At 59.3% G+C, this 24308-nt stretch carries 23 protein-coding genes; 10 read left to right on the forward strand and 13 right to left on the reverse strand.

What is annotated here, in order from left to right:
• Nucleotides 1–215: 215 nt before the first annotated feature.
• The 4 genes from HDE77_RS01265 to HDE77_RS01280 form a co-directional block, all read right to left on the reverse strand.
• Nucleotides 216–719: a hypothetical protein gene (locus tag HDE77_RS01265; protein WP_184415328.1), complete on the reverse strand. Its 504-nt coding sequence runs from the start codon at nucleotides 717–719 to the stop codon at nucleotides 216–218.
• 50 nt (nucleotides 720–769) lie between these two features.
• Nucleotides 770–1156 (reverse strand): response regulator, encoded by a 387-nt coding sequence (locus HDE77_RS01270; RefSeq protein ID WP_184415329.1) that lies wholly within the window; start codon nucleotides 1154–1156, stop codon nucleotides 770–772.
• A 110-nt stretch (nucleotides 1157–1266) separates the two neighbouring features.
• A complete protein-coding gene (locus HDE77_RS01275; protein WP_184415330.1) occupies nucleotides 1267–1512 on the reverse strand; it encodes a hypothetical protein in 246 nt (81 codons plus the stop codon).
• A 176-nt stretch (nucleotides 1513–1688) separates the two neighbouring features.
• On the reverse strand, nucleotides 1689–1874 hold the full coding sequence (locus tag HDE77_RS01280) for a CsbD family protein (RefSeq protein ID WP_184415331.1): 186 nt from the start codon (nucleotides 1872–1874) through the stop codon (nucleotides 1689–1691).
• A gap of 272 nt (nucleotides 1875–2146) precedes the next feature.
• Between HDE77_RS01280 and HDE77_RS01285 the strand changes: the two genes are divergently transcribed.
• Nucleotides 2147–2404 (forward strand): hypothetical protein, encoded by a 258-nt coding sequence (locus HDE77_RS01285; protein WP_184415332.1) that lies wholly within the window; start codon nucleotides 2147–2149, stop codon nucleotides 2402–2404.
• Between the two features lie 112 nt (nucleotides 2405–2516).
• Here HDE77_RS01285 and HDE77_RS20275 read toward each other — a convergent pair whose 3' ends face one another.
• Entirely contained in the window at nucleotides 2517–2897 is a 381-nt protein-coding gene (locus HDE77_RS20275; protein WP_221444065.1) for a hypothetical protein, read from the reverse strand.
• A 119-nt stretch (nucleotides 2898–3016) separates the two neighbouring features.
• On the opposite strand from HDE77_RS20275, the gene HDE77_RS01295 reads away from it, so the two are divergent.
• Nucleotides 3017–5878, forward strand: a complete 2862-nt coding sequence (locus HDE77_RS01295) for a PAS domain-containing protein (RefSeq protein ID WP_184415333.1) — start codon at nucleotides 3017–3019, stop codon at nucleotides 5876–5878.
• Between the two features lie 167 nt (nucleotides 5879–6045).
• Nucleotides 6046–6408: a response regulator gene (locus HDE77_RS01300; protein WP_184415334.1), complete on the forward strand. Its 363-nt coding sequence runs from the start codon at nucleotides 6046–6048 to the stop codon at nucleotides 6406–6408.
• A gap of 245 nt (nucleotides 6409–6653) precedes the next feature.
• Here HDE77_RS01300 and HDE77_RS01305 read toward each other — a convergent pair whose 3' ends face one another.
• On the reverse strand, nucleotides 6654–7439 hold the full coding sequence (locus tag HDE77_RS01305; protein ID WP_255482472.1) for a hypothetical protein: 786 nt from the start codon (nucleotides 7437–7439) through the stop codon (nucleotides 6654–6656).
• A gap of 497 nt (nucleotides 7440–7936) precedes the next feature.
• On the opposite strand from HDE77_RS01305, the gene HDE77_RS01310 reads away from it, so the two are divergent.
• Nucleotides 7937–8176: a hypothetical protein gene (locus HDE77_RS01310; RefSeq protein WP_184415336.1), complete on the forward strand. Its 240-nt coding sequence runs from the start codon at nucleotides 7937–7939 to the stop codon at nucleotides 8174–8176.
• Between the two features lie 92 nt (nucleotides 8177–8268).
• Here the strand turns inward: HDE77_RS01310 and HDE77_RS01315 are convergent, their stop codons facing one another.
• On the reverse strand, nucleotides 8269–9726 hold the full coding sequence (locus tag HDE77_RS01315; RefSeq protein WP_184415337.1) for a PLP-dependent aminotransferase family protein: 1458 nt from the start codon (nucleotides 9724–9726) through the stop codon (nucleotides 8269–8271).
• A 1061-nt stretch (nucleotides 9727–10787) separates the two neighbouring features.
• Here HDE77_RS01315 and HDE77_RS01320 point away from each other — a divergent pair.
• Together HDE77_RS01320 and HDE77_RS01325 are read left to right on the forward strand one after the other, a co-directional pair.
• Complete coding sequence (locus HDE77_RS01320) at nucleotides 10788–11045, forward strand: helix-turn-helix domain-containing protein (RefSeq protein ID WP_184415338.1); 258 nt, start codon at nucleotides 10788–10790, stop codon at nucleotides 11043–11045.
• Between the two features lie 219 nt (nucleotides 11046–11264).
• Nucleotides 11265–14273 (forward strand): TonB-dependent receptor, encoded by a 3009-nt coding sequence (locus HDE77_RS01325; protein ID WP_255482473.1) that lies wholly within the window; start codon nucleotides 11265–11267, stop codon nucleotides 14271–14273.
• 78 nt (nucleotides 14274–14351) lie between these two features.
• Here the strand turns inward: HDE77_RS01325 and HDE77_RS01330 are convergent, their stop codons facing one another.
• Nucleotides 14352–14657, reverse strand: coding sequence for a UBP-type zinc finger domain-containing protein (locus HDE77_RS01330; protein WP_184415340.1), 306 nt, complete (start codon nucleotides 14655–14657; stop codon nucleotides 14352–14354).
• Nucleotides 14654–16342 (reverse strand): FAD-dependent oxidoreductase, encoded by a 1689-nt coding sequence (locus HDE77_RS01335; RefSeq protein ID WP_184415341.1) that lies wholly within the window; start codon nucleotides 16340–16342, stop codon nucleotides 14654–14656. The genes HDE77_RS01330 and HDE77_RS01335 overlap by 4 nt, the downstream gene beginning before the upstream one ends.
• A gap of 699 nt (nucleotides 16343–17041) precedes the next feature.
• Here HDE77_RS01335 and HDE77_RS01340 point away from each other — a divergent pair.
• The 4 genes from HDE77_RS01340 to HDE77_RS01355 all read left to right on the forward strand — a co-directional run bounded on the left by HDE77_RS01340 (nucleotide 17042) and on the right by HDE77_RS01355 (nucleotide 19491).
• Nucleotides 17042–17848, forward strand: coding sequence for a DUF2092 domain-containing protein (locus HDE77_RS01340; protein WP_184415342.1), 807 nt, complete (start codon nucleotides 17042–17044; stop codon nucleotides 17846–17848).
• Nucleotides 17845–18405 (forward strand): hypothetical protein, encoded by a 561-nt coding sequence (locus tag HDE77_RS01345; protein WP_184415343.1) that lies wholly within the window; start codon nucleotides 17845–17847, stop codon nucleotides 18403–18405. Before HDE77_RS01340 ends, HDE77_RS01345 begins: the two co-directional genes overlap by 4 nt.
• A gap of 213 nt (nucleotides 18406–18618) precedes the next feature.
• Nucleotides 18619–19059 (forward strand): hypothetical protein, encoded by a 441-nt coding sequence (locus tag HDE77_RS01350; protein ID WP_184415344.1) that lies wholly within the window; start codon nucleotides 18619–18621, stop codon nucleotides 19057–19059.
• A 114-nt stretch (nucleotides 19060–19173) separates the two neighbouring features.
• Nucleotides 19174–19491 (forward strand): EF-hand domain-containing protein, encoded by a 318-nt coding sequence (locus HDE77_RS01355; protein ID WP_184415345.1) that lies wholly within the window; start codon nucleotides 19174–19176, stop codon nucleotides 19489–19491.
• A 74-nt stretch (nucleotides 19492–19565) separates the two neighbouring features.
• On the opposite strand, the gene HDE77_RS01360 is transcribed toward HDE77_RS01355, so the two are convergent.
• The 4 genes from HDE77_RS01360 to HDE77_RS01375 form a co-directional block, all read right to left on the reverse strand.
• Nucleotides 19566–20996 (reverse strand): APC family permease, encoded by a 1431-nt coding sequence (locus HDE77_RS01360; RefSeq protein WP_184415346.1) that lies wholly within the window; start codon nucleotides 20994–20996, stop codon nucleotides 19566–19568.
• Between the two features lie 223 nt (nucleotides 20997–21219).
• Complete coding sequence (locus HDE77_RS01365; protein ID WP_184415347.1) at nucleotides 21220–21759, reverse strand: DUF2058 domain-containing protein; 540 nt, start codon at nucleotides 21757–21759, stop codon at nucleotides 21220–21222.
• A 485-nt stretch (nucleotides 21760–22244) separates the two neighbouring features.
• Nucleotides 22245–22787, reverse strand: coding sequence for a DUF4142 domain-containing protein (locus tag HDE77_RS01370; protein ID WP_184415348.1), 543 nt, complete (start codon nucleotides 22785–22787; stop codon nucleotides 22245–22247).
• A 160-nt stretch (nucleotides 22788–22947) separates the two neighbouring features.
• Nucleotides 22948–24231, reverse strand: coding sequence for a divalent metal cation transporter (locus HDE77_RS01375; protein WP_184415349.1), 1284 nt, complete (start codon nucleotides 24229–24231; stop codon nucleotides 22948–22950).
• Between the last annotated feature and the right edge of the window lie 77 nt (nucleotides 24232–24308).

Below are 24308 nucleotides of genomic sequence, written 5' to 3' on the forward strand. Positions count from 1 at the left end.
CAAACCAAGAGGCCGCATTGATTGGTTCAATCACTGCGGCCTCTTCGTATTCGCAAAGCGTGGAGACTTTTGTTGGTACGCCCCTCTCCGTTCGCCCTGAACGTAGCGCAGCGAAGTCGAAGGGCACGCTCCGAGGAGCCTTCGACTTCGTTGCGCTACGCTCAGGGCAAACGGATTGAAGGTTTGATGGAGACGGCCTCACCAGGAACTTCTAACTAGGTTGTTAAAACACGCTGCATGACGAGTTCGCCATTTGGCGCCGTTCCGACATGGACAAAACCAAGTCTTGCAAAGATTCGCTGAGCGCCTCGACGTTCGAGCTTGCGATTCTCGATCGTGGCAATCAGGCGATGCGGAGCGCCGGGCTCGCGCGCGAGTGCGGTGAAACCTTCGATCATCCGTTCCATCAGGCTAACATTCAGGCCGATCAGTCGGCTGCCTGGACGGATGAACATGCGGACAAATCCGTAAGACCGATTATGTTCGTCCATGCGAATCGCGACGGTGCAAACGCCGACGATATGATGGCTCTCTTCTTCCTGAAGAACACACGCGACTTCCCACGAGCGCCACCAGGCCTCATCCGGATTCGTCAATGCTCCTTCTTGTAGCCAGAACGCTATCAGTTGTTGCCGCATGGCCTCGGTTACGCTGCCGAATACCCAGCGGACGTGAAATCGCGGGGTCACCTTGGTGGGCGTGTTGATCGCCTGGATCATGGAAGAACTCGTCCTGAATGAAATTTTCGAATCACAGTTTAGCCAGCGGACTATTCTTGCTCGGTTGTGGCGCTCGTTTCCTGAGCCTGTGCAATCGCGTCCATCAGTTCGGTGGCGCTGAAGGGTTTGCGTAGGCACACAGTTCGAAGTGGATAGCCACCATGGTCGCGAGCTGAATCGGCCGAGATCAAAATCAAAGCGATTTGCGGATGTCGCTCAACAGCGGCGATACACACGTCGATGCCAGTAGCATCAGTACCCAGGATGATGTCTGCGATCACGATGTCTACGCGACCGGCGCTCAGCATTTGCATCGCTTCGCTATAGGTGCGGAACGTCTGAACAAGAAATTCGGTCTTTGCCTCGAGGATATCCTCAATGGCGGACAGCACGGCAACGTCATCGTCGATGACGACAACGACTGGCTGAATTTTCATGCTGTACCCCTGATTGGATCGAGATCAAGCGCCCGATTCATCGAGTATAGGCGCTTGCGAGCGCATGGCTGTAGCGCGTGCCGGCTTCAACTTTCAGGACTTACGACGGGCTATAGGCCGCCGCTGCCGGACAACAGGTCTTGGCTCGGCACCTTGCCGTGTCTTTCAAGGATTTGATCGAACCTGATCAGGACCCAATCGTAGTCGAATGGGCCGGCATCTCCGACGATAGGGTCGGATGCGCTCCAGAACGCTTGCCAAAACTCCACCTCGCGAGGGTTTGCCTTGATCAGTATTGGCATATGCTTGTCGAGGGTATCCAGCAGGTTCAGCAGTTCGTCGCGAGACTTGGCCATGGGTCAACCCCTGATTCTCAATGATGACGTGGTTGAATGTGGCGAAACATAGCGTCCCTATCGTCAAGCCGCGGTCAAGATCATTGCCGCCAACCCACGAACGTCTTCGGGCAAGCAGCCAAGGCAACGACAAACCTCCCATTCGGGGAGGTTTGACGTCGCTGATATGGGCACAATTAGTGCTTCTTCGCCTCGTCGCGTGCCTTGTCGGCAGACTTGCCCACTTCCTTCTGTACTTTGCCGACGTTCTTTTCAATGTTGCCCGCAGCTTCCTTCGCCTTGTTGCCGGTCACCTTGCCGACCACTTCCTTCACGGCGCCTTTCACTTCGTGCTTGGTGCCTTCAGTACGATTCTTGTCCATGATTTTCTCCGTCCCGCGGAATTGCGGTGGGCAATTTATAGAGACGCCTGCGTGCGAAAACCGTGAGGAAAAATGCCGAACATCGCGATGCCATTTTCACGTGCGAAGAAAGTCGACGATAGTCAGTGCGGACGCAGTCGATGATGCATCGAACCGATAGCGGATCGTGTCTCGCCGGATCGGGCGCGCGGTATCTGCTGGTGCCATGCGACTTGACTCCAGCTTGACGTCGTCGCGGTAATGCTTGTCCCAAATCAGAAGAGGACATGGCCATGCCGAAATCCCGCGTACAATTTCATGAGATCCTGCTGGTTCTCGAAAAATCCATGCCTGCCATGATCGAGAAGTATCCTGGTGGCGGCGACTTCATGTCGGCTTTCGTGCGTGAAGCAGACCTCATCACGAGTGACGCCGCCAGCGAAGATCATGCATGGATACATGGCCAGATCGGTTGCATCCTGGACGAATTCGGCAAGTTGCACGAGGGTTATCCGGTGCCTTCCGGCGAAATCAAACTGATGTCCGACTAATGAATTAGCCGCTGCGACTGGCGTTGGAACGTGTTGGTTGCCCGTAAATACCGGCCATATACGTCTGGTCGCACCAACCAGATGAACGACGCAATCGCCGTTGGCCTGTGTCTCACGACCTTTCCGGACTTTCAACGCTGCGCGGTCGCATGGGAATCGGATCGGATCCGCCTGTTGTCGGAGGAGAAGGGTCGGTACGTCCAAGGGTGATGTTCTTGGACGCCCGGACGTGGCGATTTGCATAAGTCCATATTTCGCCCGTTGCCGTGATGAGTACGGTCCAGTACAGATCGGATTCGGGTCCATAGTCGATCAGGATATGCGCAAACCCTTCGCCCTTTGGCGTATTCATCGGAATGGGAGGATTGAGCTGCAGCACGGCGTTGTCTCCTGGTATTTGTGCCGAGCGTGCTTGCGTTGCAGTGAAAAAACCGAGAAGCAAAGAAACCTCGAGAGTCTGGACGCCAGGGAAACAAACACGCCTGGATTTCATGCTCTACTGCACCACCGCACGACGAAGTACCAACCAAGGGTGATGTACGTGTGAATGTTCAATTCGTCATGCAAGATGGGGGCGGGCCGCCGCACATCGAATAAGAGGAAGCGCAGACCATGGCCGATGTCAGCGAACGTTCAACCCATGCCCGAGGTTCGATGGGGGAGCTGCCTTACTTCCTGGCCAATGGTGGAGAAGTAGGAGCGATCATCCTCTCCCGCGACTGGACCGACAGTCCGATCGGTCCGCCTTTGCACTGGGCTCCCGAGCTGAAGACGCTCATCAACGTGATGCTGAACGCGGGGCAGCCGATGTTCATCACGTGGGGTGAAGCGAGAACACTTCTGTACAACGATGCTTTCATCGAGATAGTCGGCGACAAACATCCCGAAAGTCTTGGTCAGCCATTTCACGAAGTTTTCGCCGAGGCGTGGGACACCGTGTCGCCGCTCTTTCAGAGGGTATCCGAAGGGCACGCCGTTCACATGGAAGACATTACGGTCACGCTGGATCGTCGAAGCCGTGCTACCAGTGAAGCGCATTTCGTCTTTTCCTACACTCCGGTGCGGGACGCGAACGGTACGGTCAAAGGTTTGTATTGTGCGTGCACGGAAACGACAGAGCAGGTTTTCGCCCAGCGTCGGCTGGAGGCTGAGCGACAGCGGCAACGGCGCCTGCTGCAGCAGATGCCTGGATTCGTGGCGGTGCTTTCCGGGTCGGCGCACTTATATCAGTATGTCAACGATGCTTATGTACGCATCGCCGGGCCACGCGGTTTCATTGGCCGCAGCGTCCGTGATGTGTTTCCGGAGTTGCACGATCAGGGGTTTTTCGAACGTCTCGACGAGGTTTATTCGACCGGCGAGGCCTTCTCGATGTCATCGGCACCGATTCGATTGTCCGGAGAACAGGAGGATCGCCGAATCGATCTTCTCTATGAGCCGATCAGAGATGACGACGGTCAGGTGACCGGCATTTTCGTCGGTGGTTACGATGTCACCGATGTCCATCGAACAGCTGAGTCGTTGCGCGAAAGCGAGGCCTACATTCGCCTCTTGCTGGCATCGACATCGGAAGGCTTCTATGCCGTCGATTGCGATGGAAATACCACTCTGTGCAACGCTGCCTTTCTCAGCATGTTGGGCTTCGATAACGAAACCCAGGCGTTGGGGCTGAGACTGCATGAAGTCATTCATCATTCGCATCCATGCGGTGAGCACTATCCTCTTCAGGAGTGCCCCATCTATCTATGTGCGAGCGAAGGCAAGTCTGCCCATGTGACGGACGAAGTATTTTTTCGCGTCGATGGTTCATCGCTTGCGGTGGAGTACTGGGTTCACCCGATCATTAGACACGGCAGGCTTGATGGCGCTCTGTGTACCTTTATCGATGTCACGGAACAACGGCGCACGCGAGCAGCGCTACTCGAACTCAATGAGACGCTCGAGCGGCGTGTGGAAGAGCGCACCAGGGAGAGAGATCGCGCCTGGAACAATTCTCAGGATCTTCAGGCTGTCCTGGGGTCGAACGGAATCTTCAGGGCGGTGAACACCGCCTGGACGACGGTGCTGGAGTGGAAGCCCGAAGAAGTTGTCGGTCGTCACTATCTCGAATTCGTACACCCCGACGATCGCGCATTCAGTACCAACGCGCTGTCAGCGGCCGTGAGGGAACATGCGTCGGCTGTCGAAAATCGATGTCGACACAAGGACGGGAGTTATCGATGGGTCTCCTGGGTCGGCGCTCCCGAGGGTGAGTTGATCTACGCGAGCGGTCGACACATCACAGCGGAGAAGGAGGCAGCTGCGGCGCTGGAGACCACCCAGGCGCAACTGCGACAGTCTCAGAAACTGGAGGCTGTGGGTCAGCTCACGGGAGGCGTGGCCCACGACTTCAACAACCTGTTGACGATCATTTGCGGCTCGGTGGAGATGCTGCGCCGGCCGACTACGCTGGAAAGCAGGCGCCCCCGCTACGTCGAAGCGATTGCAGATGCGGCGAGCCGCGCCACGAAACTGACAGGTCAGCTGCTTGCTTTCGCGCGTCGCCAGGCACTCAAACCCGAGGTCTTTGATGTCGTTCAGAGCGTACTGTCCGTCACCAATATCATTCGAACACTGACCGGCTCGCACATCGTCCTGACCATGCAATTGCCCGAAGAACCCTGCCTGGTCTGTGCGGATCCAAGTCAGTTCGATACCGCGCTACTGAATCTGGCCGTCAATGCGCGCGACGCAATGGGTGGGGACGGCAGGTTGATGATCCAGGTGCGCGGCGTGTCTCAGATGCCGCCCTTGCGTGGACAGCCGATGAGTCCTGGCGAATTTGTCGCCGTGACGGTGGCTGATAGCGGGAAGGGCATTCCCGCAGACAATCTGGACGAGATTTTCGAGCCGTTCTTTACCACCAAGCCAATCGGGCATGGCACTGGCTTGGGCCTGTCTCAGGTTTTTGGCTTCAGCAAGCAATCGGGTGGCGAGGTACAGGTTCAAAGCGAACAGGGGCAGGGGGCCGCTTTTACGCTCTACCTTCCACGGGTCTATGGTGAACTGTCGACCGGTGAGCGGGTAGAAGCGTCTCAGGTTGCGCTAGCGGGGACCCGGCTCCAGGTGCTTGTCGTCGAAGACAATGAAGAAGTCGGTGCGTTTTCAACACAAGCATTGCAGGAGCTTGGCCACACCACGTTGTTGGTGGCGAATGCGTTGGACGCGCTTGCCGTACTTGCAGGGAATGCCTCGCGCTTTGACGTCGTGTTTTCAGACGTTGTCATGCCGGGAATGAGCGGCATAGAACTGGGGCAGGAAATTCGTCGCCTTTACCGTGATCTGCCCGTCGTGCTCACCAGTGGTTACAGCCACGTGCTTGCGCAGAGTGGAACCTTCGGGTTCGAGTTGCTTCACAAGCCGTACTCGATGGAGGAGCTTGCGCGCACGCTTCATAAGTCTGTCACCTGGCACTCAGCGCAATTGACGGGTTGATCGACAACGGTCAGGGCAGACTTGCGCACCCGTAGTGCGAAGCGGCATTCCCTCGCTTGCAACGGCATGGACAGTGGCTTGATGACACGGCGATCACACGGTCAACGCCAGTATCGGGACCGGCAGAGCATAGGTCACAAAAGAAATTCAATTCCGAGGAAGTCAACATGGGCGATGGTCCACACATTCTGATTGCTGAAGATGAAGAGTTCATCATCATGTTGCTAGAAGACATCCTTTCAGATGAGGGCTATCGCGTGACGTCCGCGAATCGTTTGGATGAAGCGCTGAACATTCTGGAAACGGAGCGCTTTGACGCCGCCATTCTCGATATCAATCTTCGTGACGCGCCCGTCTTTCCACTGGCGGGGCGCCTGCGTGAATTGGATGTCCCATTCGCCTTCGCCACCGGTGGTGGCCTTGATGCTATTCCGGCACAGTTTCAAGACTGTCCGGTGCTGTCCAAGCCCTATACCGCTGCAACCTTTATCGAGGGTGTGGCTTCGCTCGTGGTCTCTGCCAAATCCTGAAGCTTCCAGCGTTGAAGGGGGCAGGGCATGGGTGCTCCAACGTGAACATAAGCGCCCTGAGACTCGACACCTGTGCGCAGTAAGCGTTGGCCAGTTCGGTTGGCAACGTGGAAGCGAATCCGTCGGCGGGCATGCGGATCAGTCGGTCGGTACGCGCGAGTCGAATAGAGCGCTGAACCATCCAGATGGTCAACCAGCGAAGAGGCCGGTCGAAGGTTCGACCGGCCTCTTCCAAGTTCTGGAACTTAACCAAGGCGGCGGGCTGGGGCCGCTGGGTATTGGCGAAGATGATAGACGCGATGGATGTGGCTCGCGCCCATCGAGCCGCCCAGCGCGGCAGCGAGCAGGGCAAGGAAGCCGCTGATGAAGGCGATCCACAACGTAAGGGCGGCGTAGTGGGCAGTGCGGTCCGCCGTCGTTTTTGTTTCAGCTCGAGCCGCATCGATCTGCGGAGCGAGACGCTGCAGCGATTGCGCCGCACTGGCCTGGGTCGTTCCGGTGTCTGCGGCCAGCAGCGCGCTGGCGGTATCGTCCTGATTGGCAATCAATGCAGCCACGATCGGATCAGAACCACCACGTTCGCGACCCGTAAGCTGGTACGCGATGTTCGCGTCAAGGACGGCAACGGCGCCGTGGCCTGCCATGGCCGCAGGCCCGCCTTCGTGCGGGTTTGGCCCGCCGTCGTGCATGCCGCCCATACCGCCGTGGCCGGACATGGAGTGTGCCAGCCCCAATGCGACCCACAACGCCGTGGTGGTGACAGACAACCCCCAGACCGTTACGCCGTGCAGCGCGCCCATGGTGTCGTCGTTTCGGCCGTCAAACCAACTCGCGAACATGCCGCCGAGAAACAGCGCGGCGACCCAGGTGATGACCAACCAGATAGCCGTCCCAATACCGATTCCCTTGGCACTGCCCGCAGCGTGCCACGCGTCAAAACTGGAAAAGCCCAGGGCGAGCCCCGCGATGTAAAGAAGACCAGCCACGCCCGTCGCGACCAGCCAACCAGCAATCACAGCCCGAAACTTCATTGTTGGATGCAGGCCTCGTTCAACGGCTGCGATCGAATGATCTGGAACATAAGACATTGTCATCTCCCTTCAAGTGAGCAGGCATCGCACCACACGCAACGCGTACGGCACGCTTCACGCACATCCACGCAAGAGCGCGAAAAGAATCAGCAGCGGAATCGGGACACCCATCAGCCATAACAGCACATACCCAATGCCGCCCTTTTGTTTACCTGCTTCGGAGCCAGTTGCTCGATCAGTAGCACCCATGGTGTTCACCCTCTGTTGACAGTCATCCAAACAGCCAGGACTTCGCAGCCCGGGCGCCGTGGTGGATGCTCTTCTGAGCGGTGTGGACAGCCTGTGACGCTTGCGTGGGTTGGAGTGCACGTCTTGTTGACTCATCGGCTGAAGCGAAGCGCTTCGCTGACGCGTCCCGTGCAAAGCCACGCATAATTCTCGTTCCCGTGACATCGCGTGGTGAACGCTGCTTCCTGGATAAGTCAGGAGCAACGAGTATGAGCAAGACGTTCGTCAAGGGAATCGATGGCTTCGGTGAAACACCGCGTTCAACGGTGGCCGGTTCCAGCCCGATCGATCCACCACCTTCCAGGCCGATCGATCCGGCACCACCCATTCCGATCGATCCGCAACCACCCACGCCGACCGATCCACCGATGCCGATCCCTACTGATCCGCCTGTGCCCAATCCCACCGATCCGCCGATGCCCAATCCGACGGATCCACCCGTGATGTGAATTCAAGGCAGGTCCGTCTGGACTGCTCCCGGATAGTCCGTGTGCGCGAGGAAGTTGCCGGTCGTTACCGGGATCGGAGCTTTCGAGCCACGTCAGGCGACGTGAAGTGACCCTCGCGCTTTGGCGTCGATCACATCCAGGCATTCGCCGAACAGCTTCATTGCCTCACGCAGTGCACTCGGCGACAGGCTGCAGTAACCAAGTATCAAACCTGGGCGTGGTGGCTTTTTCAAATAGTGTGGTGCCATCGGATGCAAGCCGAGCCCGCGCGCGTGGGCCAGCGCGACGAGTGCGTCAGCGAGTGCGTAGTCGTAGTGGCGAAGCCAGACGACGACATGCATGCCGGCGGGTGTATCGACAATATCGACCCGATCGCCGGCATGTCGGCGCAGACTGTCGACCAACGCCTCGCGACGTGCCTGCAGCTCTTTGCGCGTGAGTCGCAAATGCCGTTCGAAACCACCGTTACCCATGAAATGCGCCAGCGCCGTTTGCTCGATGCCTGACGAGGAGATGTCGCTGTAGTACTTCGCGGTGATGAAATCCTGGCGCAGTGCCGCGGGCATCACCATATAGCCCAATCGGAGCGAGCCGAACAGCGCCTTCGTAAACGTGCCGACGTAGATGACGCGGTCGCCGTTATCGAGCGAGCGCAGTGCAGCCAACGGATGGCCGTCATAGCGGAACTCACCGTCGTAGTCGTCTTCCAGGACCCAGCACTGTTTCGATGCTGCATAACGCAACAGTTGCAACCGCCGCGGCAGTGACAAAACGACGCCGCTCGGAAACTGGTGGGAAGGTGTTACGCAGACCAATCTCGGAGCAATCGCGGGCAGTTCGTCACAGACGATGCCGTCGTTGTCGGTGCGTACCACGTGGATGGCTGCTCCGTGGGCGGCCAGTGCCTGATACGCCGCGAAATAATGCGGTTCCTCCATCACCACGACGTCATTTTCGTCGATGAGTACGCGCGCGCTCAACGCGTAGGCTTGCTGGGTACCATTGACGATCAACACGTTTTCCGGAAAGACCTTGATGCCGCGCCGCCGCGCCAGGTAATCGCATACCTGTTGGCGCAAAGCCTCCAGGCCCTGGGTGCCGACGCCTCGCATTGGCGTGTAAGCGGCGGCGTGTGCCAGTTCGCGGCCCCAGGCTGTATTCAGTGCGGGATTGGTCAGCGGGTTTCCATATTGCAGGTTGTAGGGCAGACCATTGTGTAAAAGAGGAATCATTCGGTCATGGACCGCCCGCGAGCGCTTGGCATAGCGCGATGGTGGGGCGACCGTGGATTCCGGAGGAGGCAAGGCGGGCGTGAGCTGCAGAGTGGAGACAAAGCTACCCGAACCCACCCGACCCGTGATGAAACCATCGCCGCGCAATTGTTCGTAGGCTGCGAGGACGGTAATTCGCGACAGACCAAGTTCCTGTGCCAGCGCGCGAGTCGGTGGCAGGCGCGAGCCGGACGCCAGACGCCCACTCAGGACAGCCGCCTTGATCGCGCGGGTCAGCTGAGCGTAGTGCGGTCCGTGTCCGTCAAGCTCAAGAAACATACAGATCAACGCCTCTCAATTGCATCAGTGATGGCAGAAGAGTTGGCAGTTCCGTGCAGGGTCAAGCGCGATGGGGAGCGACGACCCTGCCGAGAGTTTCCAGAGCTGACTGCTGCTGAAGTGGGTGAGATCGCCGTCAGCAAGATGGAAGCTCTGCTGCTTGGATTGTAGAGGCGCGAGGACAGAACTTCGACGTGACCTATGGGCTATCGATGGGCGCGTTGCTGGATCGGCACGGCCACTGAAAAATCTCGCTGACGACGGCGATAGTTGGGCAAGTTGCAGGATGCAGAAGCAAAGGCATGGCGCATTCAAGGCACCGCCAATGCTCATCCACCCCATGCCGCCATCCCATGCCGTCATTCGCTTTCAACAGACTCCAAGCATTACGTTAGTGCTCTGACACGGGCACTTTGATGCAACCAGGGTGGCTACTTCTGACGCAGGACATTGAACGACGGGCATCGGACATCAAGCATAGGTGCTTCGACAATAGTTGCGTACGCATGTGCCTACGCATACGCGGACCGCGGGCGTGCGCCCGCATTCTTGACTTCTGCGGTTCGTTACACCGATGAAAGATCCGAAGCACTCCCGCCGATCGGCTGATGTCGGACCGGAAACCGCCGAACGCCGAATTCGACAGTCTGCAGCTACGGCCACGCCGAACTGTCCGGTGAGCTGCGCGTGACATCGATCCAGGACAGGTCAATGATCTGACACATCAGCGATGGCATGAACCAGCTGTGCGCACTCAGGTCGATCCGAGAGCTTGTCAAGCTCACACACGCCTGAGAATTGGTAAAAAAATAGCCGCTGAATTGGCTATGAATTTTAACGATTTATTCCGATTGGCTATGAAAAAAATAGCCCGATTGGTCATGTAAAAAATGTCTTAGTTCATATATCGTGAAGCCGTCGTTGCAAGATCGATTGTGCGGTTTGTGATGTATGCGTAGATCATGAGCTGCAATTCCTGACAAGTTTGTTGGTGACTTAATAAACGCACAATTTGTCTTGAGTTTTACCATTCAATTTCAATCGACACGATTGGTATGCCCATGCGTACTAAATTCTATTCGTATGAATTAAGGGCCGAGGCCGTTCGCTTGGTGATTGAGAAGCGCTACTCGGCTTCGGAGGTTGCGTCCAAGTTCCACATTCGGAACGAGACCGTTCTGATATGGGTCAAGCGATTTCGCAATAACAGATCGCGGTTGGGTGAGGTCGCTGAATTGAAGACGCGGCTGCATGAAGTCGTCATGGAGCGTGATGTCCTGATCGAACTGACGACCCGGTTGCTGGACAAGGCGGGATAGATGTTTTCCATCCCGTCGCGATCTTGATAATGACTGTTCGACTGATTTCTACATGGCGATAACGATCAACTGTTGACGTTACCGTGCCAGTGGACTGGCCGACCTCGGATGTTGGCTGAATTACGGGTTTGGGCGGAAGCATTCCGACCCATGGTCGATAATAAATCGGAGGACGTTTTCATGAAACTTGGGGCCACAAGGCTTTCCTCAGCAGTCCGTATGGCACTTTCGTTGGGTGCAGTCGTCACGGCGGGCGCCACGAGCGCGGCATTCGCACAGAATCAACCCGCGCCGACGCAGGGCAATACCACTCCGGCCGCTCCTCAAAAAGCATCTACCTTGCAGACCGTGGTGGTTACCGGTTCTCACATTCGTCGCGTGGATCTGGAAACGGCCAGCCCGGTCGTCACCATCGATCGCGCGGCGATCCAGGCCAGCGGGAAGCTGACGCTGGGCGATCTGGTGCAGGATTTACCGGCGGTGACCGGCGGCAACGTCAATCCTTCGGTCAACAACGGCGGTGGCACCGGCGCCAGCACCATCGGTCTGCGCGGCCTGGGTCCAAACCGCACGCTAATCCTGGTCGATGGCCATCGCATCATCGGCAATCCACTCATTGCTGGCGGCGTGGATCCGAACTCGATCCCGGCTTCGATGATCGATCACATCGATGTGCTGACTACCGGCGCGTCTTCGGTCTACGGTTCCGACGCGATCGGCGGTGTGGTCAACTTCATCCTGCGAAAGAATTACCAGGGCGCAGAGTTCTCTGCGAACTTTGGTCAGTCCGACCATAACGACGGCGAGCAGCAGGGTTACAGTTTCACGTTTGGCCAGACGTCCGACAAAGGCAACATCATGGGCGGCGTGGACTACAACAAGACCGATGGCATCGAGGCCGGCAGTCGCAAGTTCTCCAGGAACGCGGTGTCGTTGTATGGCACGAATGGACGGGGCCCGTCCGCACCGCAGCCGGTCACCGGGAACATTGGCGGTTCCTCCTCGGGGGCGAACGGACATATCCAGCTGACGGGAACCACCAACCCGGCTTTCCAGTCGGCTTTCGGCTCCATCCCCACTTGCGGTTACCTGGCGCATAACCCGGGAGCGGGCACCGATGCCCCCGCTGACTACCATTGCTTCCAGAACAATGGTCCGGCCAGCGACAAGTACAACTACGCGACGGTGAACCTGATCCTGACGCCGCAGGAGCGCACCAATGCGTTCATCATGGGCAACTACAATCTGACCGATCATGTCATCGCCTATCTGGACGCCTACGTCGACAAGACGGCTTCCAACTTTGCGTTGGCACCGGACCCCTTGACCACCGCCGGCGGACTGGTCATTTCGCCCGATAACTTCTTCAATCCGTTTGGTGTCCAGTACGCGAATGGCGCAAGCGATTTTGGTGTGCGCCTCACATCATTGGGCCTGCGCGAAACCTTCGCCGGCATCACCACCGGAGAGGTCCATACCGGACTCAAGGGCGACTTCCCGATTGGCAGCCAGACCTGGCAGTGGGACGCGGGCCTGGACTATGGGCATGTCAGCTCGACCACCACGGTCACGAAATTGGTGAATCTGAATATCCTGAATCAGGAGGCCGGTCCCTCCTTCCTGGATCCGGCCTCGGGTGCGGTGGTTTGCGGTACGCCGGGCAACATCATCGTCGGCTGCATTCCGTTCAACCCGTTCGACACCAACACCCGGCAGTCGCTCGCCGCGCTTCAGGCGGCGTCCTCGCCAGGTCTTGCCACGGCTACCCAGATCGAGAAGATCTGGCACGTCGACCTCAATGGTGGTCTGTTCGACCTGCCTGCCGGTACCGTCAACCTGGCGGTGGGTGGGGACTATCGCAAGGAATACGTGGACGCCAAAGTCGATGGCTTGCTGACCATCGATCCGGCCACCGGCACCTGCACTTTGGGCAGCCAGTGCGCCTCGGGCTTGCAGGGCGGCTACAACGTGAAGGAGGCCTACGCCGAACTATTCATCCCGATTCTGAACGATCTGCCATTCATCAAATCGCTCAACGTCGACATCGGCGACCGCTTTTCCAGTTACAGCATGTCCGGTACCACCAACAACGTGAAGGTCGCCATCGAATACAAACCAATCGATGATCTGTTGCTGCGCGGCACGGTGGCCGAGGTGTTCCGCGCGCCGAACCTCTTTGAAGTGTTCGGGTCACCGGCTTCCTCGGCACCCAGGCTCTCCACCGATCCTTGCACCGGCTATACCGGCACGCCGGTCGATCCCGCCTGCGTCAATGTACCTACCGACGGCAGCTTCAAAAACACCAACGTGGTTACCGGTGTGCAGGCCGCTACGCTCGCGACAGGTGCCCAATATGCAGGCGTCGCGCTCAAGCCGGAACAGGGCAAGACCTTCGATTTTGGTGCCGTCTATAGTCCGGCGTGGGCCCCTGGCCTGTCCGCCACGGTGGATTTCTGGCATCTGTATCTGAATGACGTCATCACCCCGATTGCACTGCAAAGCGAGCTCGACCTGTGCTCGGCAGGGCAGCTCTTCTACTGCCAGTTCATCCATCGCGTCGACAGCGGAGTCAATCAGGGACAGATCGCGCCGAATACCCTGCAGCCCACGGTCAACCTCGGCACCGCCAGCACCGGTGGCGTCGATTTCTCGCTGAATTACAAGCTGCCGGAGTTCTCGTTCGGCCAGTTCAGCGTAGGCCTCAACACCACCTACATGAAGTACTACAACGAGCAAACGGCACCCGGAACGCCCGCCAACGTCACCTACAACGACGCCGGGCATTACATGCCATTCGGCTCTGCTCAGGCTGCGGCCTGTCCGGGTGCTGCCGGCAACTGCTTGTTCCCGCGCTGGAAGGGCCAGGGCTACGTGAATTGGAGACTGGGTAATTGGGACGCGTCGTGGCGCCTGCGCTACATCGGTCGCTTCCAGATGGGTTCGCAGAGCCCGTCGCAGGACGTGCATCCGGATGGTTCGTGCTACTTCGGCAGCTACTGCACGATTCAAGGTGCGGTGTACAAGTTCGGTGCGACCACCTACAACGATGTCACGCTGGGCTACAACATCGAACCGTTGAATACGCGCGTCGAGTTTGGCGTCAACAATGTCTTCGACAAGCAGCCGCCGTTTCTATTTGCCAATAACACGCTCAATGCGAATACCGATCCAAGTGACTTCGACACGATTGGCCGCTTCTTCTTCGGCCGGGTCACCGTCAAGTTCTGAGTGACGTTTTATCCCCTGAGGGTCGCGCAAACGGATTGCGCGGCCCTTTTTTTATGGCGCGGCGTCACCAACGGCGCGTCAGTAGAATCGCGGAATCGGCCCTTTCTGAGGTGTCTGGTTCGGCAGCTCGAAGAAGATTTCGTCGACGTAGCACCAACCCCAGCCCTCGGGCGGATCGTAGCCCTCGATAATGGGGTGTTGGGTAGCGTGGAAATGCGCGGTCGCATGGCGCCCGGGCGACTGATCGCAGCAGCCCACGTGGCCGCAGCTGCGGCACAGCCTGAGGTGCAGCCAGGTCGAACCTGTCTTGAGGCATTCCTCGCAACCACGCGTTCCGGGTATCACGTTGGCCACGTGCGCAAGGTGGAGGCACTCTTTGCTCATGGTGCGCGCTCCTTGGTGCTGGCAAGAAACTGGTGCAAGGCGGCGACTACCTGTGCGCCTTCGCCCACCGCGGCAGCCACGCGTTTGGTGGAGCCTGCACGCACATCGCCGATGGCGAACACGCCTGGCGTCGTCGTCTCCAGTGCCATCGGCTCGCGGCCCATCGCTGACCATAGCGGCCCACTGCCGGGTTGCCCGGTACAGACAAATCCTTTGGCATCGACCCGTACGTCGCAGCCTTCCAGCCAGGCGGTATTGGGCTCGGCGCCGGCAAACAGGAACAGGTGCCGCAGCGGTCCGGTCCATTCGGCCCCGGTGTCGTGCCGGCGGAAGGTCGCTCCGGACAGACCCGACTCGCTGCCGTGCAGGGTGACGACCTCGGTGCGGGTGTGCAGGGTGACGTTGGGAAGTGCCGCGATGCGCTCAACCAGATATCGCGACATCCGCGCTTCAAGTCCTTCGCCGCGGGCCACAAGATGCAGGTGTCTGACTTGCGGCGCGAGGTACACCACCGCTTGACCCGCCGAGTTGCCCGCGCCGATCAAGGCGATCTCCTCGCCCGCACACAGTCGTGCTTCCACTGGCGAAGCCCAATAAGACACGCCAGCGCCCTCGAAACGATCCAGGTTCTCGATCTGCGGACGACGGTAGCGCGCGCCCGAGGCAATCACAACGGCGCGCGCGCGGGCCCCGGTGCCGTTTTCCAGATGCAGCGTGAACAGGTCGCCCGGCTGTTGTCCCTTGCACTGCAGTGACGTCACGTTGACCGGGATAGCGATTTCCGCCCCGAATTTCTGCGCCTGGGTAAAGGCACGCGCGGTCAGCGCAAGACCGGAGATACCGGTGGGAAAGCCGAGATAGTTCTCGATCCGTGCCGATGCACCGGCCTGCCCACCGAACGCGCACGCGTCGAGTACCAGCACCGACAACCCCTCCGAGGCCGCGTACACCGCAGTAGCGAGGCCGGCCGGCCCAGCGCCGACCACGGCTACGTCGAACACGCGCTCCGGGTCCATCTCTGGCGTGATGCCGACGCAGGCGCCCACCTCGACGTCGGACGGACGCTTGAGCAATGCGCCATTGGGGCACAGCACGATGGGCAAGTCGTCATCTTGCAGGCCGAAGCGTTCGACCAACGCCTGGCCATCGCCACCGTCAGCCACGTCCAGCACGGAGTAGGGGTAACCGTTACGTGACAGAAAGCCCTCGAGATGGACCAGCGCGGGATCGCCCTGACGACCGGCCAGGATGGAGCCAGCGCCCTCGTAAATCAGCGAGGTGCGACGCAGGATGAAAGCGCGCATCACGATTTCGCCGATATCGGCGGAGCCAATGATGAGCGCGCGCAAATGCGTCGTGTCGAAAGACAGGACCTCGCAGCCCTGTGTTCCCGCACGTACGGTGGCCAATGCGGACCGACCGCCGAGCTGACTGATTTCGCCGGTGAAACCGCCAACGCCGAGAATGGCAATGAGCTCTTCCTTGCCAGTCACCTGCCGCCGGCTAGCCAGCACGTCACCGGCCGTCACCACGAACACCGAAGCGTTGCGCTCACCCACCGCATAAAGGGTCTCGCCAGCCTCGAAGCGTCGTGGCGGCGCCATCGCGAAACGGCCGACCAGCGCCAGCTGCGTTGCGTTAAGCACAGGAAAGAGTTGTGCCCTGCGTGTTTCGAGTAGCGTCATGATGCGACCCGGCGGCGATAGGTATCTCTGGAGTTTCTTCCTCTGCGGATCGGCTGGCAACCTGGTTTTGGTGCGCTGGCGGTTTGCCGAGATTCAAGGGCGGGGCACCCTGCAGATATCGCCTGCACACCTCGCACAGCTGCAAGGTATCGTCGTCACGGAGAAACTCAAGAGCGAGCGATCTTGTGGGAGCGACTTCAGTCGCGATGCTCTGGCTTTTGGCTTTGCAGTTCTTGCTTCAGCGCTTTAGTGCCTAAGTGCCTAAGTGCCTAAGAGCATCGCGACTGAAGTCGCTCCCACAAGAGCAACATTTTCCCGCGACCCCCACTCCCTTGCGCCAGCCCTCTCCTGATCAATGTCGTCACGGCATGATCGAGAAAGGGGCGTCGAATGCGCCATGTGAAACGACGAAACCGAACTCATTCGGACGCATTCACCCGTACGTAGAACTACGGCAGCCAGTTACGCAAAACCTCCGTACTGAGTGCGCGCAGGAATTGTTAAAGTCCCACTGCCCACTCAGCTTCAATCTGATGGCATTGCGACCAGCAGCTACTGCCAGTGGCTACTGGAGTGGAGAAACGCCATCTTCCGGTCCGTGCCGACCTGCAGGTCGGCAAGCTCCAGCGTCGCTCTCGATGGATGTCCGAGCGCCCGGTCTGCAGACCCCGACTCAATGTTTCCGGAGGAGGTTGAATCATGATTCGTCAATGGAGTTTGCCCTTGGGCTTGATGATCGCGGCGGCGTGCGTTGCGACACCGACGTGGGCGCTGGATGCGTCGACTCCCGCGCCAAAATCCGCGCAGAAAATACAGGCTGCGCCTGCTGTGGATCCATCGGCGCTTCACGCGATCGATCTGATGGCGCAGAAGCTGCGGACGCTGACAGCGTTTACCGTGAGCGCCGACGTCACCACTGAAGAAGTGCTCGATTCAGGTCAGAAGGTCAGCTACGGCGGAACGGTGACCTACAAGATCAGGGCACCCGACAAGTTCTTCGCCGCGCTCGACAGTGATCGCAAGCAGCGCAGCTTCTACTACGACGGGTCGAAGTTTACGATCTACGCGCCTCGGATGCATTACTACGCACAGAAGCCGATGACCGGGAGAGTGCGTGATCTCGTGGATGCCGCGCAGGATAAATACGGTATCGAGATGCCCTTGGCCGACCTGTTCTATTGGGGTACGGAGCGGGCTCCGTTGTCCGCGATCCAGTCAGCCGTCGTGATAGGTCCCGCGCACATCAACAAAGTCGAATGCGACCATCTCCTGATGCATCAGGGCAGCGTGGACTGGCAGGTCTGGATCTCGCGGGCAACCCTGCTTCCGCAAAAGCTCGTCATTGCCAATCGGGATGATCCAACCCAGCCCGAGTACACCGCAACGTTCAACTGGGATACGACCAGCAGCCTGCCGGATAGCGCCTTCGCTTTCACGCCAGGCAAGGATGACCATCCCATCAAGGTCCTTGGAGATAGTTCGCAGACAACGGAGGCCTCGCCATGAATCGTCGAAATAATCTCTCGTTTTCGGGACTTTCGTGCGTCGTGATCCTGGCCGCCGCGTGCCTGATGGCTTCTTCTCAGGCTGATGCCGCCATCCGTGGGGGTGGTGGCGCCGCACGCGGTGGTGGTGGTGGCGGCGCGCGCTCGGCCTCGCGCTCCAGCATCAACGCGCCGGCGGGCAACAGAAATGCCGGCGGCAATGTCAACGGCAATGGAGACCGCAACGTCAACGCGAATGGCAACCGAAACACCAACGTCAACGCGAACCGTAACGTCAATGTCAACAACAACGTCAACGTGAATCGTGATGTCCATGTCGATGTCGACAATGGCTGGGACAATGGCTGGCATGACCATCCCGTCGCCACTGCTGCGGCCGTCACCGCAACGGTCGCCGTCACCGCGGCCGTCGTGGGATCGATGGTTCACTCCATACCGCCCAGCTGCGTGACCGTCGTGCAGAATGGCGCCACGTACTCGCAATGCGGTTCCACCTGGTACCAGCCCAGTTATTCCGGCAGCCAGGTAACTTACGTCGTGGTCAATCCGCCTGGCTGACGGGGCAGCGTCTCAAGCAAGGTGCCGCAGGGAGGCGGGCACCTTGTTGTGACATGGCCGAAGCCCGGTGCTGACCTGACAGTGTTTTCAGGTGACGGCTCTCGCTGTGTTGCAGCTTGAGATCTTGCGGCGCAAGATTGACCAACCATCAACGACGCGATCCTTGGTGCTCACCTCTCCATCGACGCGGATTGCTCTCGGGAGGGATCAGCGATGAAAAAGCTCATGTTGGTCAAAACGGCTGTGCTCGTCAGTGCCTTGTTGCTCGCCCAGGTGGCATCGGCCGGATCGGTCGAATGCAAAATGTCATTCAATATTTCTGGTTGGTCGCTGATCTACAAGCACTCCAGCGGAACCGGCAAGATCAGCTGTTCCGACGGAACACATATGAACGTCAAGATCACCGCCAACGGTGGTGGCCTCACCGCGGGCAAGTCGAAAATCGAGGGTGGTATCGGCAAGTTCAGTGGGGTGAGCAGCATCAGCGAAATCCCCGGGGTGTACGCGCAAGCCGATGCCAGTGCCGGTGCCATCAAGTCCGGTACCGCTCAGGTGCTGACGAAGGGCACCGTTTCGCTGGCGCTTTCCGGCTCGGGGCAAGGGATTGATCTGGGCGTCAGCATCGGTGGAATGAGCATTTCAAAAGCGAACTGACAGGCTCTTCGCTGCACGATGCGCTATGCCTCAGTAGCATCTTCGCCGACGCTGCCGAGCCATGGCCATCGCGCGTCGGGTAGATTCGCAGCCACCTGCCTTAGGGAGAGTGCCATGCCTCGTATGATGCTCGTCGCACTGGCATTCGCGGTCTACGCTGTCTCGCCATCGCCTGTCATCGCGCAGGCGGGACTCAGTGGTGTTGCCACCAGCGTGATGAGGCTGGACAGGAATTTCGATATTGCCGACAGGAACCACGACGGTCTTTTGAGCAAGGACGAAGCGAAGGCAGGGGGCATTCCCTTCATCGTGAAAAACTTTGATGCGATCGACACGCAACATCGTGGCCTGGTGTCCAAGGATGACGTGCATGACTTCATCAAAAAGTCGCTGGCGCACAAGCCTCCGGCGCCTGCGTCGTCAGTGAAGTAGAACTGGCTCCGACACAACGTGATGCGTCGCGCACCGGCGACGGGCACAGCGCAACCCATGTTGCTCGTATGCCATCACTCAACATTGTCCGCAGCATGGCTGCCGCGAAAATGAATCGCCTCCCTCCGCTGTGCATGGCGACCGCGCACGTAAAACATCAGCCCGATGGCGATGATCAGGCAGCTGCCGCCGACGACCTTGAGGAAAAACAGGCCGGGGTGGCCGTTGTGTTCAGGCGGCATCATCGAAGTGACGATGGCCAGCAAGGTGGTCGAAAAGCCGAGTCCGCTCACGAGCCAGCAACCGACGGCTCCTCCCGGGACAACCATGATGCCCTTGGTGTCAGCCGTCGCTCGCCGTCGGAGCATCGGCAGGGCAGCGAAGATATACAGCAGCGGCAAAAGGCCGAGGATCACGGTCATGTCGATCAAGATCGAATACGTTTCGTGAATCGTGGCGCTGGAGAGTGCGGCGAGCAGAATGATGGTTACCACCGTGCTCTGAATCAGCAGTGCGACATAGGGAGTGCCGAACTTCGGATGCAACACGGCCAATGGCTTGGGTAAATAGCGATCGACACCTACGACGAACGGAAGGCGCGCGGTACCGGTGATCCACGCTCCGAAGCTACCCAGTTGCGAAAGGGCGAGCAGTCCGGCAGTTATCGGTCCGAATGTCGGCACTCCGATGCGTTTTCCGACGGCGGCCAGAGCCTGTGGAATACCGCCGATAAGATCGATTTGGCTGGTGGGGAGCGATACCAGGAGCGCGGCTGTTCCTGCGATGTAGATCGCTGCGATCATCACTCCAGCCATCAGGATGGCGCGCGGTATCGCTTTTCTCGGGTCCTTGATTTCGCCACCGAGAATCGGCCCCAGCTCAAGGCCGGAATAGGCAAATGCAATGATCGCCAGTGTCGTCAATTCATTCACCGATCCAATATGGGGCAGCACATTTGATTGGGTAAATGCCGTAGCCGCACCGAATCGATACCAGGCCCAAACTCCGCTCAAAACAATCACCGCGGTCACCAGCCAGGTGGCCATGCCACCGATATTCTGCAGCCATTTCGCGCGCGAAAGGCCGACGATGTTGAGCAGGGTGGCGCCCCACAGCGCCACCAGACAGAACACAGCGTTGTAGATGGCGTTGCCCGCGAGCGGCAACCATCGGTCACCGGCGGCATACACAAACACGCCTGAAACAAACAGAAGCACGGAAGGAAAGAACACCAGGTTGGAGGTCCAGTAACTCCAGCCGGCAATGAATCCATGCAAGTCGCCGAAAGCGGCTTTGGACCAAAGGTAGAGACCGCCTTCGCCCGGAAGACGCGAACTCAATTCCAGTACCGTCAATGCCAGTGGCACGAAAAAAATGATCAGCGCCAATACCCACAGGGCCAGACTCGACGGTCCGATCTGCGCGGCAGTCGATAGCCAACGCAATCCAACCACCGCAGCGATATTGAGCAGCACAAGATCCCGCACGCCCAGGACACGATGCATCCTGGGACCGTCGGTTACGTTGACGATCCGCTTCATACGGTATGGACCCCCGAGAGTGGGCTGCTACCGCCCCCTGCGGTAACGCCGTAGGCAATATACGCCGCCACGGAGCGTGGCGACTATCCAGCACTTCACCCAAGGGGAATCGTTTGGACAGACGCGTGCCACGTCGTGAGTGCGATCAAATCGCGACCCGGTAGATCGGTACCTACACGAGCAGCACCTACCAGATCAGATCGTCCGGCACCTGGAACTTCAGATAGTACTCGTCGTCTTCGCTGACTTCGCCGGTCGCCGCGCTGCTGCCATGGTCAAGCACGATCATCGTCGCATCGCGGGCATGGACCTTGTCAGCGGCGACGCGGGGCAGCAGCTCGTAGCCTTGGTCGTGGCGAACGATCACGAGTGTGCCGCTGGCGAGCTGGGCGCGCAGGGGGTCGTTGACCAGCAGGCTTTTGATCGCGTCGCCGTCGGTGAAGCGGTAAGCGATCTCGCCTTCACGTTTCACCTTGTGGGCTTCCACGATCTGACGGATCTGCGCGCGCTGCTCGCTAGCGCGGGTTTGCGCGTTGCGCTCGGCAGCCAGGGTGCGATCCCGCTCGGCGCGTTCCGCTTGTAGTCGCTGTGCATCCACGTGTTCGGCGCTGGGTGGTGCAGGCGCCTTGCCCTGTCGCTGTTTGGTTTGCTCGCGCACGACCTGGGCAGCCTTGGCCTTGTTGACCAGGCCGGCCTTGAGCAGTTGTTCCTGCAGGGGATTGCGCATACGTGGACGGGACTGGCTTGGCAGGATTGCGGGCGCCTATTGTAACGCTGCCGTCCGCACACGGCCGGCCTCGTTTCATGTCCGGCGCGATGGCGTCGCGAAAGGCCCCGTTACGGCCTCGCTCGTGGTCCAAGGGGCGGCCTCCTCAGAGCCATGACCGCGGAGGTTCAACAGCCCACGAGGTTTTCGGCGAAAACTAGGGGGCCCTTCTTAATCGGGGCAGGCTGACCTGGAGTGTGCGCGTGAGGCTGCCGGTGGGAGCGACCCTGATCTCCGACGATCCGCATAAGGGGGCGTCGACCGTCAGTGCCGGGTGCACAGTGTCGGCAATTCTATGTTGCTGAAGCTCGGTCTTCCCGACCGGAGGCTGGGCGTTTCCGACCTTCAGCATCGTCGCGTTGTGCCTGCGGTTCGCCGAACATCTGCGGGTTTGCATGGCCACCTGACTCGCCGGCGATAGCCTGAAGCGGATGGCCAGCAATCCATCACAGCCCACCACCAGGCAGTGAATGCGCCATGCTGAGGTGCTGCTTCAGCGCGGGAAGCATTCGAGCTGCAAAGGTGCGCAAGTCCGCGTTGGCACCGAACGACGCCTCCTGGGTAAATAGCCTGACGGCATCCTCGTGGTCCTTCACCGCGACCCTGCCGTAATGCCGGTCGAATGAAGCGCCACTCATGTTCGTCAGGGAATCAATGGTCTTTTCCTGCAGCATCGTCGGCTGCTGGGCCAAGGCTAGCCCCATCGGACCGGCGAGGTTGTTCAGCGCTACATTGGCTGCAGTGTGATCAGCGACCATCCGGGTTCCGAAATTTCTCACTGCGTCGGATTGGCCTTGCGAGATAGCCAGATTTCCCAGCGCGACTTCGGCCATATTGGCGGCACCAGCCTGGCTGACGAACATGCGGTCTTCCTGCGGGATAGTGTCGCCTGCCAATTTCGGGCCATCACCGGCCGAGGCTTGCGCATACAACGACGTGCATGAAACAGCAGCGACGAAACAGGTGGCCAGCAAGATTGACTTCTTCATGGGCGGGGCCTCGAATGATGTCCGTGGGGCAAGCCTGGCCTTTCACATGTGCAGCTCACGTTGACTTTGCGTGACGCGGTTGCATCCACTTGACGACGGGGGGCGGTTCTTCATCTCGACCGTCATCTGAGCCTGGGCGATGGAATCCAGCGGCTGCTGCTCAATGTCCCCAGGTGGCAAACATCACGATCGCGGCAGTAGCCATCGCTGCGGTAGCAAGCCAGCCGAAGATCTTCAACAGCAGGGGCATCGTGAATTCACCCATCACTTTCGAGCTCGAGCCCATCAGCATCATGACGAACATCAACGGCACGGCCGCCACGCCGTTGATCACCGCACTCCAGTACAGCGCCTTGATCGGATCCAGCGGCGTCAGGTTCAGCGCGATGCCGGCCAGACTGGCCACGATCAGCACACCGTAGAAGAATTTCGCTCTGCGCGGCTTATGCTCCAGTCCAGCACGCTGGCCAAACGCCCCTGCAGCTGCATATGCCGTGGCACCGGCCAGCACCGGGACGGCCAGCAGGCCGGTACCGATGATACCCGCCGCAAAAAGTGCAAACGCCAGCTTGCCCGCCAGGGGACGCAACGCCAGGGCTGCATCGGACGAAGTGTTGATGTCGGTCTTGCCGTGGGCGTGCAGGACCACAGCCGTGGTCAGGATGATGAAGAATGCGATCAGGTTCGAGAAGACCATGCCGACCGCCGTATCAATGCCAATGCGGCGCAATGCATTCGGTGCCTGCAGCGGTGCCTTCCTCAAGGATCTTCGTTCGTGGTTGGCGTGGATCTCTTCCACTTCCTGCGCCGCCTGCCAGCAAAAGAGGTAGGGACTGATCGTGGTGCCGAGCAGGGCCACCAGGCCGACAGCGTATTTCGCATTCCAGGTGATCGGCGGTACGACGATGCTCTTCAGCACGGCCAGCCACGGCACGTTGATCACCATGATGGTTGCCACATAGGCGAACAGGCTGAGCGTGAGCAGTTTGAGAACCGGCGAATAACGCGAAAACGGAATGAACATCTGCAGCAGCAGCGACAACAAGGCAAACGCCGCGGCATAGAACAGCGCAGGGCCGCCGATCAGCAACTTCAATGCAGCACCCATGGCGCCAATGTCCGCCGCAAGATTGATGACGTTGGCGACGATGATGGACAGCACCAGGCCATACACCAGAGTTTTGGGGTAGTACTTGCGGATGCCGTCCATCAGGCCGTGACCGGTGACCCGCCCAATACCTGCGCTGATGCCCTGGATCGCGATCATCAGCGGCATGGTCAGCAGGATGCACCAAAGCATTCCATAGCCGAATGCCGCGCCGACCTGCGAATACGTCGCGATGCCGCTGGGATCGTCGTCGGCAGCACCGGTAATGAGCCCGGCACTCAGTCGACCCCATAAGGGTCCCGTTCGACCTTCATCGGTAGGGGTTTGCTCGGTCATCGCGGTGCTCCCACTGCGCGGAGTGCGCAGACACCGAGCCGAGCATGGCACACACGGCGAGGGCGCCACGGATGGCC

It is taken from the genome of Rhodanobacter sp. MP7CTX1 (assembly GCF_014205795.1).
GTDB lineage: Bacteria > Pseudomonadota > Gammaproteobacteria > Xanthomonadales > Rhodanobacteraceae > Rhodanobacter.

Bases quoted from the DNA above. Each gene is read 5' to 3' on its own strand.
- HDE77_RS01265 (WP_184415328.1), bottom strand. From the start codon at position 719: ATGATCCAGGCGATCAACACGCCCACCAAGGTGACCCCGCGATTTCAC.
- HDE77_RS01270 (WP_184415329.1), bottom strand. From the start codon at position 1,156: ATGAAAATTCAGCCAGTCGTTGTCGTCATCGACGATGACGTTGCCGTG.
- HDE77_RS01275 (WP_184415330.1), bottom strand. From the start codon at position 1,512: ATGGCCAAGTCTCGCGACGAACTGCTGAACCTGCTGGATACCCTCGAC.
- HDE77_RS01280 (WP_184415331.1), bottom strand. From the start codon at position 1,874: ATGGACAAGAATCGTACTGAAGGCACCAAGCACGAAGTGAAAGGCGCC.
- HDE77_RS01285 (WP_184415332.1), top strand. From the start codon at position 2,147: ATGCCGAAATCCCGCGTACAATTTCATGAGATCCTGCTGGTTCTCGAA.
- HDE77_RS20275 (WP_221444065.1), bottom strand. From the start codon at position 2,897: ATGAAATCCAGGCGTGTTTGTTTCCCTGGCGTCCAGACTCTCGAGGTT.
- HDE77_RS01295 (WP_184415333.1), top strand. From the start codon at position 3,017: ATGGCCGATGTCAGCGAACGTTCAACCCATGCCCGAGGTTCGATGGGG.
- HDE77_RS01300 (WP_184415334.1), top strand. From the start codon at position 6,046: ATGGGCGATGGTCCACACATTCTGATTGCTGAAGATGAAGAGTTCATC.
- HDE77_RS01305 (WP_255482472.1), bottom strand. From the start codon at position 7,439: ATGAAGTTTCGGGCTGTGATTGCTGGTTGGCTGGTCGCGACGGGCGTG.
- HDE77_RS01310 (WP_184415336.1), top strand. From the start codon at position 7,937: ATGAGCAAGACGTTCGTCAAGGGAATCGATGGCTTCGGTGAAACACCG.
- HDE77_RS01315 (WP_184415337.1), bottom strand. From the start codon at position 9,726: ATGTTTCTTGAGCTTGACGGACACGGACCGCACTACGCTCAGCTGACC.
- HDE77_RS01320 (WP_184415338.1), top strand. From the start codon at position 10,788: ATGCGTACTAAATTCTATTCGTATGAATTAAGGGCCGAGGCCGTTCGC.
- HDE77_RS01325 (WP_255482473.1), top strand. From the start codon at position 11,265: ATGGCACTTTCGTTGGGTGCAGTCGTCACGGCGGGCGCCACGAGCGCG.
- HDE77_RS01330 (WP_184415340.1), bottom strand. From the start codon at position 14,657: ATGAGCAAAGAGTGCCTCCACCTTGCGCACGTGGCCAACGTGATACCC.
- HDE77_RS01335 (WP_184415341.1), bottom strand. From the start codon at position 16,342: ATGACGCTACTCGAAACACGCAGGGCACAACTCTTTCCTGTGCTTAAC.
- HDE77_RS01340 (WP_184415342.1), top strand. From the start codon at position 17,042: ATGATTCGTCAATGGAGTTTGCCCTTGGGCTTGATGATCGCGGCGGCG.
- HDE77_RS01345 (WP_184415343.1), top strand. From the start codon at position 17,845: ATGAATCGTCGAAATAATCTCTCGTTTTCGGGACTTTCGTGCGTCGTG.
- HDE77_RS01350 (WP_184415344.1), top strand. From the start codon at position 18,619: ATGAAAAAGCTCATGTTGGTCAAAACGGCTGTGCTCGTCAGTGCCTTG.
- HDE77_RS01355 (WP_184415345.1), top strand. From the start codon at position 19,174: ATGCCTCGTATGATGCTCGTCGCACTGGCATTCGCGGTCTACGCTGTC.
- HDE77_RS01360 (WP_184415346.1), bottom strand. From the start codon at position 20,996: ATGCATCGTGTCCTGGGCGTGCGGGATCTTGTGCTGCTCAATATCGCT.
- HDE77_RS01365 (WP_184415347.1), bottom strand. From the start codon at position 21,759: ATGCGCAATCCCCTGCAGGAACAACTGCTCAAGGCCGGCCTGGTCAAC.
- HDE77_RS01370 (WP_184415348.1), bottom strand. From the start codon at position 22,787: ATGAAGAAGTCAATCTTGCTGGCCACCTGTTTCGTCGCTGCTGTTTCA.
- HDE77_RS01375 (WP_184415349.1), bottom strand. From the start codon at position 24,231: ATGACCGAGCAAACCCCTACCGATGAAGGTCGAACGGGACCCTTATGG.